The sequence below is a fragment of the Mariniphaga sp. genome, assembly GCF_041687215.1.
In the GTDB taxonomy this organism is placed as follows: Bacteria; Bacteroidota; Bacteroidia; order Bacteroidales; family Prolixibacteraceae; genus Mariniphaga.
This window is the reverse complement of sequence record NZ_JAWLCI010000006.1, coordinates 69,424-83,990: the sequence shown is the minus strand read 5'-3', so window position 1 is coordinate 83,990 and position 14,567 is coordinate 69,424. Positions and strand designations below refer to the sequence as shown.

The window sequence follows — 14,567 nt, the reverse complement described above, 5'->3', positions numbered from 1 at the left end:
ATACCTATTCCAAAAACCAAAAAATGAACCAACATATTTTTTTCGATAACCTTACTGCAACTATTGGAGCTCTGGCAACAGGAAAAAAGAAGTTTTTCAGCCAAAGTTTGAAAAGTCAGGGGTTTTCAGCGCTGATTAATAATACAGAAATTCATTTGTCCGGAAAATTTCAGGAAGGAACTTATGAACTTGAGGCTGAAACTCCCGTTGGAATTTTGGACCCGGCTTTCAAAGTCGTAAAATGGCATGGAAATAATTTCCCAACAATCATTTACCATCACGGAAACAACGAACGACCTTTCGATTTCAGAAAAAGTGCAAAAAACACGTTTTTCCAGATATTTGTGAACTCGCCGGAAGAAATTAAAGCAAACTTAATTGTGGTAAGAGCACCGTTCCATAACAGCTCAATAAAAGCATACCAGGAAAAAATGACTGATTTGCAGAACTTTGCTACAATGATTGCCACATCGGTAAAATTAAACGAAGCTATTATTTCTGAGTTGAGCAGCAAGGGCTGTGACAAAATTCTGACATCGGGAATTAGTTTGGGCGGATGGGTGACCAACCTGCACCGAAGTTATTTCAATACTTCCACAGTTTATATTCCATTAATGGCCGGTACATTTTTGGGGGAATTATTTATTCGCAGCAAATACAAAAAGCTTACTTCTGAAAATGCGCTTAAAAATGCCGAAGCTTTAAAAAATGTTTTGAATTTTGACGAGGCATTTAAAAAAGTAAACAGCCCCAATGTATTTCCCTTGCTGGGCCGTTACGACCAGTTTATCGAGTACCAAGTGCAAAAAGAAAGTTACACCGGACATCCGGTAAAAGTTATTAAAAACGGACATATAACCGGCGCGCTGAACACAAAAGCCCTCAGAAACCATATTTTGGATGTACTCCAGAAAAATTAAAATCCAATGCCGGAGAACCTGAAAAAATGGACAACAGCTCATAATCTCGAAATCCTGAAGGTTTTAAACGGAAGGAGCAACGTTTATTTTGTATGGAACGGAACCAGTGGGTTATTGGTTGACACCGGTAAAAAATCTTCCGGGAAAAAGCTGAACAAGAATCTTCAACAGTTAAAAAATGAAGGGAAAACCATAGATTTTCTGGCACTTACCCACACACACTATGACCACTGCCAGAATGCCGCAAAAATCCAGGCGCAGGAAAACTGTAAAATTCTGGTAAGCAAAAAAGAAGCAGAATTTTGCAAAAACGGATTTACGCCGCTGCCTTCGGGAACGTTTAAATTCTCAAGGATTATTGTTGGTTTGGGAAAACGGCTCAAAATAAAACGTTTCAGTTACGAAACGTTCAAGCCTGATATTCTAATTGAAAATGAATTGGAATTGCAGGAGTTCGGAGGACTGGTTCGCATCATTTCAACGCCCGGCCACACTGCAGGCTCGTTAAGCATTTTGGTTGACAATGAAATTGCCCTGGTAGGCGACACACTTTTTAGCATTTTCAAAAATTCGGTTTTTCCCCCTTTTGCCAACGACGTGCCGGAATTGATAAAAAGCTGGGGAAAACTTTTAAACACCAGGTGCCGGTTGTTTTTGCCCGGCCACGGAAGAGAAATTTCAAGGAAATTGCTGAAGGAAGAATGGCAAAAATACCACTGGAAACCGATTTGCATTTCATAAAACAGTTGTAAAATTTTGGCAATTTAATGAGATTATGGCATTTTTAGGGTGAACTCAAAAAAAACCAAAAATGAAGCGAAAACAGACCATTACCATTCTGATTGGCTCCATCATTATTTTGTCTGTAATTGCAACCCTGGTGGGAATATTTACTACTGGCGGGCCTGGGAATTTCGATTATGAAACCATTCGTGGAAAAATAGTAACCATTTACGGGAAAGGAATTTACAAACACATGTCAGCCGATGTTGCCATTCAGGGAATAGCGCAGGATGTGGTAACACTCGCTATCGGAATTCCGCTTTTAATTATTGTGCTTTTCAGTTACCGAAGAGGTTCGGTAAAAGGACATTTTTTGCTTACCGGAACAGTTGGTTACTTTTTTGTAACCTACCTGTTTTACACGGCCATGGGCATGTACAATGAACTTTTCCTGGGTTACGTAGTGCTGCTCGGCTTAACTTTTTTCGCCTTATTCAATCTGTTCATTTCTTTCGATTTAAAAACAATTTCAAGGTATTTTTCATACCGGGCGCCTGCAAAATTTACCGGTGGTTTTCTGATTTTTAATTCCGTCGCCATAGCCCTCTTGTGGCTGGGCCGGGTGGTCCCTCCCCTGCTCGATGGCTCAGTTTACCCGGTTGATTTGCAACACTACACCACCATGATTGTGCAGGGGTTCGATTTGGGCCTGCTCCTGCCGATTTCATTTGTGGCCGGTTGGTTGCTTCTGAAAAAAAGACCAATGGGATTTTTGACGGGCGTTCCTTATATTGTCTTTCTTGCGTTATTAATGACCGCTCTCAGCGCAAAAATCATCGCCATGGGAATCAATGGTGTGAATATCATCCCGGCGGTTTTTATTATTCCTGCAATCAATCTGGTTACCATTTTATGTGCATTTTTAATGGTGAAAAACATCAAAAAAAACAGGATATGACTTCATTCAAACAAAAAATAAAAGAAGAAACTTCGGTTGTATTGGGAAACACAACCTCCCGGAAAAGTGAAATTTTAACTGAAAAAGAAATACTTCACCTTCCTGCGCCAGTTCAAAAGTGGCTGAAAGTTTCGGGAGCAATTGGTAAAGAAAAAATCAGGACAGTCGCTTTAAAACAAAGCTTTCAAATGAAACTGAAACCTGAACAAAAAAATTGGAAACAGGCCATTACCCAGCAGTTTTTTAATGCTGAAAACCCGGCATTTATCTGGACGGTTCGAATGAAAATGGCGCCTTTTGTTTCGGTACTCGGGCGCGACAAATTTATCGACGGTAAAGGCGAAATGCAGATGACGCTGAACGGAATTCTCAACCTCGGAAAAGAAACCGGCGAAAAAATGGACGAAGGCACATTACAGCGCTACCTGGGCGAAACCGTTTGGTTTCCATCGGGGATGGTAAGTCCTCATATTTCATGGCAGGAACTGGACCCACACTCCGCAAAAGCAACCATGAATTTCAAGGAAACATCCGGTTCGGGCAATTTTTATTTCAATAGCGAAGGGATTTTCGAAAAATTTGTTGCTATGCGCTATTATGGAAACGCAAAGGATGCCAAACGTTATGAATGGATAATAACCGCGCAGGAACATGCTGAATTTAACGGCATTAAAATCCCTTCTAAATTGGAAGCTACGTGGATGCTGGACTCCGGCCCGTGGACGTGGCTAAAACTCGAAATTGCTGAAGTGGATTACAATCCTGACCCAAAAAATCTGAACCAGCTCATTTAAAATAGCAATAAAAAAAAACGATTCAGGCATCATTTCTAATTGAATTTGTAATTTTTGCATACTGTTAAAGACGAATCCTCCGATTTATTAAAAAGCCAAAATGAAGACAATGAAAAGAGTATTTCGCTTTCTTTTAAAAGCGATTAAATGGACATTTATCGTAATCATTGCACTGGCAATGGTTTCTGCCTTGTACAATTTGACACTTCCAACGCAGTCAAAAATTACTGAAAAACTCTCGGAAAAAGAAAAAGCTTACATTGCCGAAGCCATGAATCTGCAACTGAACCTGGGCAATTCGGTTTGGCCGGGCTGGGGCGAGCAGCAAATCCCGGTTATGGTTTACAATGAAAAATATGCTTTTTTAACCGGTTATGCCAATCCCCCGGCAGGTTGGAAAAAAATGCCCGCCGAAGAATTCAGGGGAAGTGACTGGAAACCTGTTGAAGACGATGATTTTTTCGGAGAGGTGTACTACCGCCAGCCGCTACCCAATCCGGAAATCATACCCGAAAATTTTACAGTAAAAGTGGGCGACCGCTGGGTAGTTACCATGCAAACCAAAGAGTATGCAGCAGTGGCTTTTTACAACGGCTTTAAAGAAGAACTTCCGCCGGTTTTGAACGCTGTTTTTCCCTATAAAATTTTCTGGAATTTGCTTATGGGGAAAGCTGAAAATTACATTGAAGGAATGACTCATGAAGCTTTTCACGCTTTCCAGGGAACGGTTGTTCCTGCGCGTTTGGCTGATGGTGAAAACGCAGCCCGCCTTTCGTCGGAATACCCATGGGAGCAACCCAAAAACACCGAATGTTGGAAAGAAGAAACCCATTTACTCCTTCAGGCTTACCGCTCAGAAAACAAGGACAGAATGCACTATTACACCATTCAGTTTCTTAAAAAAAGAGAAGAGCGCAGGCAAACTGCAAATCTTTCAGAAGAATTTATTCAGTACGAAAAAAACCGGGAATGGTTGGAAGGCCTCGCAAAATATGCCGAACTGAATATCGGGCTGGAAGCAGAAAACAATCCGGGCTACAAACCGGTGGAGTCCATTAAAACTATTTCAGATTTTAAAAATTACAAGAACCGTTCATCCTGGTTAAAACGGCAGGTAAATGAAGTAAAACGAACAGCATCGCGCCCCGGAGAAAGCCGTTTTTATTACGGCGGAATGCTGCAGGCCCTTATGCTTGACCGGCTGATGCCCAACTGGAAAAATTCGGCATTTGATGAAAATATTTACCTGGATGATATCCTTAATAAAGCAGTTGAAAACAGTTAATTCAAACCAGATGAAAAAATTTGTAATTATTGGAATGATTGCGCTTCTGGCATGTTCGCCTGAAGTAAAAAACGGAGAATTAATTTTTACCGAAGTCCGGCCTGAAAGTGGATTCAACTTTCCTTATTTTCTTTTTATTCCCGATAAAATGAGTGTTCAAAATGAACAGGTTTTAATTGTGGAACCCAACAACTCAGGATTTGTAGATGACGACCTGCAAAAGCACATTGAAAAGGCCCAACGAACTGCTAGCAGGGAATTTTATACCGGGAATTATGTGGCCCGAAAACTGCAGTATCCGCTGCTTGTGCCGGTATTTCCGCGTGCCAGAACCAACTGGAAAATTTACACTCACGCCTTCGACCGTGACCTGGCTCATCAAAAAAACAATGAACTGGAACGAATCGACTTGCAACTGCTGGCTATGGTGGAAGATGCCAAAAAGAAACTCTCAGAAAAAGGATTCCTGTTGAATGAAAAATTTTTGATGACTGGCTTTTCGGCATCGGGAACATTTGTGAACCGGTTTACGGCAATTCATCCAGAAAAAGTGCTGGCTGCCGCAGCTGGTGGATTGAACGGGCTGGTGATGATTCCACTTTCAGAACTGGAAAACGAATCCTTAAACTTTCCGCTGGGGGTGAATGATTTTCAAAACCTGTTTGGGAAACCGTTTAATACCGACGCATTTAAAAATACGCCGCAGTTTCTGTTTATGGGCGAACTGGACGACAACGATGCCATTCCGTATGAGGACGGTTACGATTTGGATGAACGCGAACTGGTTTTTAACCTGCTTGGCGAAGAGATGCAACCTGCCCGCTGGCAAAAATGCAGGGAAATTTATGAGAAAGAAAACGTAAATGCCACGATAAAAACTTTCCCCGGAATTGACCACGAACAACCCGAATCGGTAAAAAATGAAATCGTGGAGTTTTTCAAAAATCACATCAATTAAAGAATGTCGCATTTTTCCAATTATGAGTATCAATTGTAAAATATTTTTGTCGGGTCAATTCAAAGTCAAATTTTAAAAATTTCAGAAAATGGAAAAACTTATTTCATGGGTGGAAATCCCGGCAGAAAATTTCGAACGTGCAGTTAATTTTTACAACGCAGTTTTTAATCTCAGTTTGGAGGGCATCGATTTCGGCGTAGAAAAAATGGCCTGTTTCCCTTCGGGCGAAGGAGCCATTTCGTTAGCACCAGGTTTTAAGCCATCGAAAGACGGCGTAATTGTAAGTCTGAACGCCGGAAAAAACCTGGAGGCCACGCTCGAAAAAATCGTTCAAAACGGTGGTTCAGTGGTTCAGCCCAAAACAAAAATCGAAGCTGAAGGACGCGGTTACTTTGCCCTATTCACCGATTCCGAAGGAAACCGGATGGGACTTTATGGCGACATGTAACATCTGACCGTCTTTAAATGAATTGCTGTTGGTTAAAAGGCAAAAAATCTTTTCAACCAACAGCAATTTTCAACTGATTTTTATAATGAACCGATTACAATTCTTTTTTTGAGATTTAAGATTTTTGGATTCATCTGATAATAAATTAATTTTGAACGAAAAAGAAAATGTTGTTTGAATGGGACGATAAAAAACGTTTTTTGAATCTTGAAAAGCACAATATTGATTTTGCTGATGTAATTCAATTATTTAAAAATCCATATTTGGTCAAAGAAGATAAAAGAAAAGATTATGGCGAAAAGCGTTGGATTGCGCTCGGAATTGTAAAAAACGGAATAGTCGTTGTTGTCTTTACTAACAGAAAACAAGCGATTCGGATTATTTCAGCAAGGAAAGCTAACAAAATTGAAAGGAGTATTTATCATGAAAAATTTAAAAAACATGGATAGTAAAAAAAATAATAAAAATGACTCAGAAATAAATTATTCTGATATTCCTGCCACAGATGTTGAATTTTGGGAAGATGCAGTTGCCGTATATCCACAAAAAAAAGTATCTGTTCAATTAAAAATTGATGAGGATATTGCAATTTGGCTGAAAGAGTTGGGCCATGATTCCGACAATGCTGTTAATAATTTATTACGGTCTTACTTTATTAGTACAAAACGTTTTGCTGAGAAATAGTTTATACTGTAAAAGTTAATCCAAAACATGAATTTCCAGAATGCTTTTCCTTCCCAAGCCCTGGCACCATTTATTAAAAAATACTGGGCATTGGAGAATTGTCTGCCGGCAGGCGAAAAGCACATACAACGCATTGTGCCCAGCGGCCTGCCGGAGCTCATATTTTACTTTGAACACCGGCCAAAAACCGTCGGCTATAAAAAATCAATTCCGGAAAACACCTGTATTTCAGGGCAGCAAAAAGAATTTTACGATCTTCAAATTTCCGGTAAACTTTCGCTTTTTTCCATCTTGTTTCAGCCGCACGGAGCAGCTCAGATTTTTGATGTACCCATCAATCAACTCTTTGAGCAAAATGTTCCGCTGGTATTCATCGTAAATCACGAAGCAACTGATTTGGAAACAAAACTTCAGGAAACCAACACTTTTCAGGAAAAAGTAGCAATTGCTGAAAAGTTTTTACTGGCGAGGCTGAAAAATTACTACAAACACCACGAATTCAACAGAATAAATTTTTGTCTTTCGGAAATTAACCGCACGAAAGGACTGATTTCCACAGAAAAACTGTCGGGATTAACCTGCCTGAGCCGCAAACAGTTTGAACGAAATTTCTCGGCATTTGTGGGAACATCACCCAGGCAATTCCTGAAAACAGTGCGTTTCCAACATGCGCTCCATATCAAATTCAGACAAAAATCAATGTCACTCACACAACTTGCGTGCGATTGCGGCTATTACGACCAGTCGCACATGATTAACGATTTTAAAAGACTTTCGGGTTATACTCCGGGCGAATATTTTGCTGAATGTGAACCGTATTCCGATTATTTTCAGTAAAAAAGGATTCCATCTTTTTCTGATTCTTTTTCTACCTGGTTCAAAAAAAATGGAATCCTGAAAGAATTAAAGTTGTTTAAAAAAGTCATTCCCTTTGTCGTCAACTATAATGAAAGCGGGGAAATTCTCCACTTTAATCTTCCGCACCGCCTCCATTCCCAGCTCTTCAAAATCGATTACTTCAACCGACTTGATGCTGTCTTTTGCCAGAATGGCCGCCGGACCGCCGATGGAACCAAGGTAAAATCCGCCATGCTTTTTGCAGGCGTCGGTTACGGCTTGCGAACGGTTTCCTTTGGCCAGCATTACCATGGAGCCGCCGTGGCTCATAAACTCATCCACGTAAGGATCCATCCTGCCGGCAGTTGTTGGTCCGAAACTTCCCGAAGCCATTCCTTTGGGTGTTTTAGCCGGCCCGGCATAATAAATCGGGTGGTTCTTGAAATATTCGGGTATGGGCTGACCTTCGTCAAGCATTTTTTTGATTTGCGCGTGGGCAATGTCACGAGCCACAATCAGGGTTCCGTTCAGGTTCAACCGTGTTTTCACGGGATGTTTGCTCAACTCTTTCAGAATGTCTTGCATGGGCTGGTCAAGGTTTATATCAACAGCAGGCTGCAAATACGGCGCTTCTTTGGGCAGGAATCGCGCCGGATTTTTCTCCAGTTCTTCCAGGAAAATTCCGTCGGCAGTAATTTTTGCCTTGATGTTACGGTCGGCACTGCAGCTTACACCGAGTCCAACCGGACACGAAGCTGCATGGCGTGGCAACCGGATTACCCGAACATCGTGTACAAAATATTTTCCACCAAACTGGGCACCAATGCCACTTTCGCGGCAAATTTGCGTTACTTTTTCTTCCCACTCCAAATCACGGAATGCCTGTCCGCCTTCGTTTCCTTCTGTAGGTAAATGATCAAAATATCCGGCAGATGCTTTTTTCACTGCAGCCAACGTTGCTTCTGCCGAAGTTCCGCCAATAACAAGTGCCAGGTGATATGGAGGACAAGCAGAAGTTCCCAAATCGTTAATTTTCTCCCGAACAAATTTTGTCAGATTTTCTTCTGTTAACAACGATTTTGTTTGTTGATATAAAAAGCTTTTATTGGCCGAACCGCCACCTTTTGTAATAAACAAAAATTCGTACGTGTCGCCTTCTTCTGCATAAATATCGATTTGCGCCGGCAGATTGGTACCGGTATTTTTTTCTTCGGTCATGCTAAACGGAACCACCTGCGAATACCTCAGGTTTTTTTCCTTAAACGTATCGAAAATTCCCTTCGAAATGTGCCTGGCATCGTTTACACCAGTGAACACGTTTTCACCTTTTTTTCCCATAACTATTGCTGTTCCGGTATCCTGACAAGTCGGCAATTCACCCTCAGCCGAAACCACCTGATTCAGCAACATGGTATGCGCCACAAAACGGTCGTTGTCGGTTGCTTCCGGGTCTTTCAGAATATTCGCCAATTTTTCCAAATGAGCTGCCCGCAAGTAAAACGACACATCGGTGAAAGCCTCCCTGGCCAGTAACTCCAGTCCTTCCGGAGCCACTTTCAGCAATTTGCGCCCATCGCATTCCACCTCTGAAACAAAATCCCTGGTTAGCAACCGGTATTCGGTTTCATCTTTTAATATCGGAAACGGTTTCTGGTATTTAAAATCTGTCATTTTTTTGTTGTTTAAATTGAACGTTGTGCAAAGATATAACTTTCGAAATTTAACTGTTAACAATTCTGGGTTGCTCATCATGTTTAACAGAATTTTCTAAATTTGGCTTCGAATTAGAAACTTTCGTGTATTAGGAATTACCAGCAAAAACGATTCGAATGAAAAAGTTACTTTTTGTTTTTTTTATAGCCTTTTTGGTGCTTGTTCAGCAAAGTCAGGCTCAAACCGGCTCACTTTCAGTAAAAACCTGGATTTCAGAAGAAGTTCAAAATGAAAATAAACCCAGCGGAAGAATTTACCTGTTTGTCAGCACAAGCCAAATGAATCAGCCACGCAGAAATACCTGGCCAACTAAATCGAATATGATTTTTGCAAAAAACCTTGAGAACTGGGAAAAAAACAATGTATTTACTTTTGATGCATCAGCGGAGTTTACCAAATCGTTTGATATTTCACTCGGTGAATTTCCGCATGGAAATTACACTGTTCAGGTACTTTGGGATCAGGACATGCAGGAATCGCGAATAAATGCACCAGGAAATTTGTACAGTGAATCGGTGCGAATTGATTTTCAAAAAGATGAAACATTTGAATTGCCGCTTAAATTTAAAATTGAGCCTCAGCAACTTGCCGAACATCCGTTGTTAAAAGAAGTTGAATACCGAAGTCCGGTGCTTTCGGAATGGTGGAATAAAGAAATGCGCATAAAAGCGGCGGTTTTGTTGCCTTCCTCATTTTATAGCGAACCAGACCGCAAATATCCGGTGCGTTACAACATTGCCGGTTACGGCGGCCGTTACACCCGTGCCAACCAGTTTGTTCAGTGGGATAAATCTTTTCTCGACTGGTGGCAGTCGGACAAAGCACCGCAAATTATCAATGTTTTTCTGGATGGCGAAGGTCCGTTTGGCGACTGCTACCAGCTAAATTCAGAAAACAGCGGGCCTTACGGAACGGCTTTGATTCAAGAATTAATTCCGTTAATTGAAACGCAGTTCCGTGGAATCGGTGAGCCGGAATCACGGTTTGTGGATGGTTGCAGCACCGGTGGCTGGGTTTCGCTGGCTATACAACTGTTTTATCCCGATTTTTTTGGCGGATGTTTTTCCTACAGTCCGGATCCGGTTGATTTTGAAAACTTCCAGCTCATCGATATTTACCGCGATGAGAATGCTTTTATAAACGAGCATGGCTACCTTCGCCCAATAGTACGTGACATTTCAGGCGAACCTGTGGTTTCACAAAGGGATTTTATTCAGTTTGAAAATGTATTGGGGTGGAACGACACCTACACTACATCGGGCGGGCAGTTTAGCGCTTTTACAGCACTTTACAGTCCGAAAGGTGAAGATGGCCTTCCCAAACCGTTGTTCGACCCGAAAACCGGAGAAATTAACCACGAAGTGGCTGAACACTGGCGCAAATACGATCTGAAACATTACGTTGAAACCAACTGGGAAACACTGGGACCGAAAATACAGGGAAAGATTTGGATTTGGATGGGCGACATGGATGAATTTTACCTCAATCATGCCCTTCGCGCTTTTGATGAAATGCTGCAAAAAAAGGAAAATCCAAAGTCAGATGCCGTTATTCAATTTTCTCCCATGACAGGACATTGCAGTGGATTTAATGACAGGAAAGTGCTGTTGCAAATAGAGGAAAAATTGAAAGCAAACCAAAATTAGAATCTTCTGGATAGTCCTAATCGAAATTTAGCCTGAACTAATTTTCATTCCACTCCAGTTTGCGGTCAACCCTGAAAACAATTTTATGATTGTCTAAAAGCCATTTTAACACTTCCATTGATTTTTCGCGATTTCCCTTCAACTTTAAAAGCAGATTTTCATAAGAACTTGGTGTTTCCAAAATCTTTTTCACCTGTTTGCTGATTTCATTAAACTCAAAAGAAGTGAGCCCGATTTTGTGCATGGCCAGACAAACATCGCAAATGCCACACTCAGGCGAATCGCTTTCACCGAAATACTGCAAAAGCAACTGGCTCCGGCAGGTGGTAGTGCTGGTTGCATAATGAATTACTGCTCCCACCCTGGCCAAAAAATCTTTTTTTCTGAAATCGTAATTCTCTTTTGAAATTTTAAGCCGGTTCAAACTGATTCTTTCTTTGCTGAAATAAATAAACGGATTCCGGTTTCGCGGAACATAGTCGATTATTTTTGATTTCCGCAAATGTTTCAAAAAATTATAAACGGTATCCTGATCGATTCCTGCTCTGCGTCCCAGCAATTCCTCGTCAATGTTTACATAGCCGTTAAACAAGCCTGTATAAGAGCGAAGGATAAGTTTAATAAATGCATCAAATGTTTCGTTCGCAACCTGAAATTTATACAATTCATCGCGTGAAACGGAAAAATAAATTCGGGAAGGATTATCCATTTCTTCAGTAAATTCCAGGTATCCTTCACGCTGTAAAATTTTCAGACTGTTATAAACCATAGCCTGCTGAAATTTAAAGGTTTGTGCGAAATCCTGCAGGCTGAATTCAAAAACCTGGCCTTTTCCAAAACCTTCGGCTATTTGCAGATAATTGCATAGTGCCTGGTAAATACGTTTAATGTTCTCAATTTCAGGAAATGCAACAGTAACATGCTTTTTCAGCTTGGTTTTGTCGGCATTGCTGAACAGAAGCACTGCTGCCGCCTTTTTTCCATCGCGCCCTGCCCTGCCCGCTTCCTGAAAATAAGCCTCCAGTGAATCGGGTGGATCAACATGAACCACAAAACGCACGTCGGGTTTGTCAATTCCCATTCCGAAAGCATTGGTAGCCACAATCACACGGTTTTTTCCAGCCAGCCATTCATCCTGCTTTTCGTGCCGAACACCAGTGCTTAAGCCGGCATGAAAAAAATCAGCCGAAATTTTGTTTTTCCGCAGTTCTGTTGCTATTTCACGTGTTCCCTTCCGGCTGCGCACATAAACCACTCCCGAGCCTTTTACCTTTTTAAGCGTTTCCAGCAAATACCCCATTTTGTCTTCGCGGAACCGAACCAGGTAACTCAGATTTTCGCGCTGAAAAGACATACTCAGCACGTTAGGCTTTTCAAAACCCAGTTTATCCTGAATATCTTCCACAACTTTTGGGGTGGCAGTGGCGGTTAAGGCCAGAAATTTAACGCCTGGCAACAGCTCCCGCAACTGAATGACAGTCATGTAACTTGGCCTGAAATCGTATCCCCACTGCGAAATACAATGCGCTTCGTCAACCGTTATCAGGTTAACGTCCATTTTTGCAAGACGCTCCTTAAAAAATTCGGAGTTTAACCTTTCGGGCGAAACATACAGAAATTTGTAATCGCCCCAAACAGCATTGTCAAGCGTCACTTTTATTTCCATGTGCGACATTCCGCTGTGAATTTTCAGGGCTTTAATTTCTCTTCGATGAAGATTTTCAACCTGATCTTTCATAAGCGCAATAAGCGGGGTAATTACAATACAAATTCCTTTTTGGGAAAGGGAATAAACCTGGAAAGTAATGGATTTTCCGCCGCCGGTTGGCATCAGGCCAAGCGTATCTTTTCCTGCTGCAACCGATTCAATAATTTCAAGTTGCAACGGCCGGAATTCAGTATATCCCCAGTACTTGTTTAATATTTCGCTGAAATTTCCCATTCAATAGCCGTCAAATCCATTTCCAGTAACAACTGTTGCCTGTAAAATTAATATTTCCTTCCGATTTTAATGTTTAACAATTTTTATTAGACTGAATGCCGGCATTCTGCGTTTTATTAACCAGCAATAACCTAAATTTTTGTAGTTTTGCGCTTTATTTTTTAATCATAAAAAGAAGCCCATGTCATTTTTTTCCGATAAAATAATTTTTGAAGGCTTAACATTCGATGATGTTCTTTTAGTTCCTTCATATTCAGAAGTTTTACCTCGCCAGGTGGATCTTACTTCTCACTTTACCCGTTCCATTATCATCAATGCTCCCATTGTAACGGCGGCCATGGATACAGTTACCGAGCATAAAATGGCCATTGCCATTGCGCGCGAAGGAGGAATTGGGGTTATTCATAAAAATATGGACATTGAAGAACAGGCTCACCAGGTAACCACTGTTAAAAGGGCTGAAAACGGAATGATTTACGACCCGATTACTATTACCCAGGATAAAAAAGTTGCCGATGCATTGGGAATTATGGCCCAGTACAAAATTGGCGGAATTCCTGTGGTTGACAGGGAAGGGCATCTTCAGGGGATTGTTACAAACCGCGATTTACGGTTTGAAAAAGACATGAACCGTCCGATAAAACATGTGATGACCAGTGAGAACCTGGTTACAACTACCGAATCGACCGACCTGGAAAAAGCTGCAGAAATTCTTCAGCACTATAAAATTGAAAAACTGCCGGTAGTGGACAAAAACAACAAATTGATTGGGTTGGTAACTTACAAAGACATTACCAAAGCCAAAGACAAACCGTTGGCCTGCAAAGATGAAAAAGGCCGGTTGCGGGTTGCCGCTGGAATTGGCATTGCTGAAAACACCATGGACCGCGTGGACGAACTGATTAAAGCTCAGGTTGATGCACTGGTTATTGATACTGCCCACGGCCATTCGAAAGGTGTGGTTGAAATGTTGAAACGCATAAAAGCGAAATATCCTGAAAAAGATATTGTAGCCGGAAATATTGGAACTGAAGAGGCTGCAAAAGCCCTGGTAAAAGCTGGCGCTGATGCCGTAAAAGTGGGTATTGGACCAGGTTCAATTTGTACCACCCGGGTAATTGCAGGAGTAGGAATCCCGCAACTTTCGGCAGTGTACAGTGTGGCTAAGGCCATTAAAGGAAGCGGAATACCGGTAATTGCCGACGGTGGTGTACGCTATTCGGGCGATATTGTGAAAGCGATAGCAGCCGGCGCAAATTCAGTTATGGCGGGAGGTTTGTTTGCAGGAGTTGAAGAATCTCCGGGCGAAACCATTTTGTATCAGGGAAGGAAATTCAAATCGTACCGTGGCATGGGTTCTATTGAGGCTATGCAAAAAGGTTCCAAAGACCGCTACTTTCAGGATATGGAAGAAGACATCAATAAACTTGTTCCCGAAGGAATTGCCGCACGGGTTCCCTACAAAGGCACATTGTACGAAGTTCTCTATCAGCTCCTAGGAGGCTTGCGTGCCGGAATGGGATATTGTGGCGCAATTAATATTGACCAGTTACAACAAGCTAAATTCACCAAAATAACCAATGCAGGAGTGCAGGAAAGCCATCCGCACGATGTTTCCATCACCCGCGAAGCTCCGAATTACAGCGCACGTTAAAAGTT

The 14,567-nt window shown here is 41.6% G+C and carries 14 protein-coding genes; 12 read left to right on the top strand and 2 right to left on the bottom strand.

Going from position 1 to position 14,567, the window contains the following annotated elements; translation table 11 throughout:
• Positions 1–23 precede the first annotated feature (23 nt).
• From ACESMA_RS04355 to ACESMA_RS04310, 10 genes are all read left to right on the top strand, one after another.
• A complete protein-coding gene (locus ACESMA_RS04355; RefSeq protein WP_372947547.1) occupies positions 24–920 on the top strand; it encodes a hypothetical protein in 897 nt (298 codons plus the stop codon).
• A gap of 6 nt (positions 921–926) precedes the next feature.
• Positions 927–1,661 carry an MBL fold metallo-hydrolase gene (locus ACESMA_RS04350; RefSeq protein WP_372947546.1) on the top strand — a complete coding sequence of 245 codons (735 nt, stop codon included), beginning with the start codon at positions 927–929 and terminating at the stop codon, positions 1,659–1,661.
• A 70-nt stretch (positions 1,662–1,731) separates the two neighbouring features.
• Positions 1,732–2,601: a hypothetical protein gene (locus ACESMA_RS04345; RefSeq protein ID WP_372947545.1), complete on the top strand. Its 870-nt coding sequence runs from the start codon at positions 1,732–1,734 to the stop codon at positions 2,599–2,601.
• Positions 2,598–3,395: a DUF6544 family protein gene (locus ACESMA_RS04340; protein WP_372947544.1), complete on the top strand. Its 798-nt coding sequence runs from the start codon at positions 2,598–2,600 to the stop codon at positions 3,393–3,395. The genes ACESMA_RS04345 and ACESMA_RS04340 overlap by 4 nt, the downstream gene beginning before the upstream one ends.
• Positions 3,396–3,504: 109 nt before the next feature.
• Positions 3,505–4,680, top strand: a complete 1,176-nt coding sequence (locus ACESMA_RS04335; protein ID WP_372947543.1) for a hypothetical protein — start codon at positions 3,505–3,507, stop codon at positions 4,678–4,680.
• 10 nt (positions 4,681–4,690) lie between these two features.
• Positions 4,691–5,638, top strand: a complete 948-nt coding sequence (locus ACESMA_RS04330; RefSeq protein WP_372947542.1) for a hypothetical protein — start codon at positions 4,691–4,693, stop codon at positions 5,636–5,638.
• Positions 5,639–5,726: 88 nt separating this feature from the next.
• A complete protein-coding gene (locus ACESMA_RS04325) occupies positions 5,727–6,086 on the top strand; it encodes a VOC family protein (RefSeq protein WP_372947541.1) in 360 nt (119 codons plus the stop codon).
• A 167-nt stretch (positions 6,087–6,253) separates the two neighbouring features.
• Positions 6,254–6,535, top strand: a complete 282-nt coding sequence (locus ACESMA_RS04320; protein ID WP_372947540.1) for a BrnT family toxin — start codon at positions 6,254–6,256, stop codon at positions 6,533–6,535.
• The gene (locus ACESMA_RS04315; protein ID WP_372947539.1) at positions 6,528–6,770 is read left to right on the top strand and encodes a hypothetical protein; all 243 of its coding nucleotides are present in this window, start codon (positions 6,528–6,530) and stop codon (positions 6,768–6,770) included. The genes ACESMA_RS04320 and ACESMA_RS04315 overlap by 8 nt, the downstream gene beginning before the upstream one ends.
• Positions 6,771–6,797: 27 nt before the next feature.
• Positions 6,798–7,607, top strand: coding sequence for a DUF6597 domain-containing transcriptional factor (locus ACESMA_RS04310; RefSeq protein WP_372947538.1), 810 nt, complete (start codon positions 6,798–6,800; stop codon positions 7,605–7,607).
• A 66-nt stretch (positions 7,608–7,673) separates the two neighbouring features.
• Here the strand turns inward: ACESMA_RS04310 and ACESMA_RS04305 are convergent, their stop codons facing one another.
• Positions 7,674–9,278 (bottom strand): fumarate hydratase, encoded by a 1,605-nt coding sequence (locus ACESMA_RS04305; protein ID WP_372947537.1) that lies wholly within the window; start codon positions 9,276–9,278, stop codon positions 7,674–7,676.
• Between the two features lie 158 nt (positions 9,279–9,436).
• Between ACESMA_RS04305 and ACESMA_RS04300 the strand changes: the two genes are divergently transcribed.
• On the top strand, positions 9,437–10,966 hold the full coding sequence (locus tag ACESMA_RS04300; RefSeq protein ID WP_372947536.1) for an alpha/beta hydrolase: 1,530 nt from the start codon (positions 9,437–9,439) through the stop codon (positions 10,964–10,966).
• A 37-nt stretch (positions 10,967–11,003) separates the two neighbouring features.
• Here the strand turns inward: ACESMA_RS04300 and ACESMA_RS04295 are convergent, their stop codons facing one another.
• Positions 11,004–12,908, bottom strand: coding sequence for an ATP-dependent DNA helicase RecQ (locus ACESMA_RS04295; RefSeq protein WP_372947535.1), 1,905 nt, complete (start codon positions 12,906–12,908; stop codon positions 11,004–11,006).
• A 181-nt stretch (positions 12,909–13,089) separates the two neighbouring features.
• On the opposite strand from ACESMA_RS04295, the gene guaB reads away from it, so the two are divergent.
• Positions 13,090–14,562 (top strand): IMP dehydrogenase, encoded by a 1,473-nt coding sequence (guaB, locus tag ACESMA_RS04290; protein ID WP_372947534.1) that lies wholly within the window; start codon positions 13,090–13,092, stop codon positions 14,560–14,562.
• The last annotated feature ends 5 nt before the right edge of the window (positions 14,563–14,567 follow it).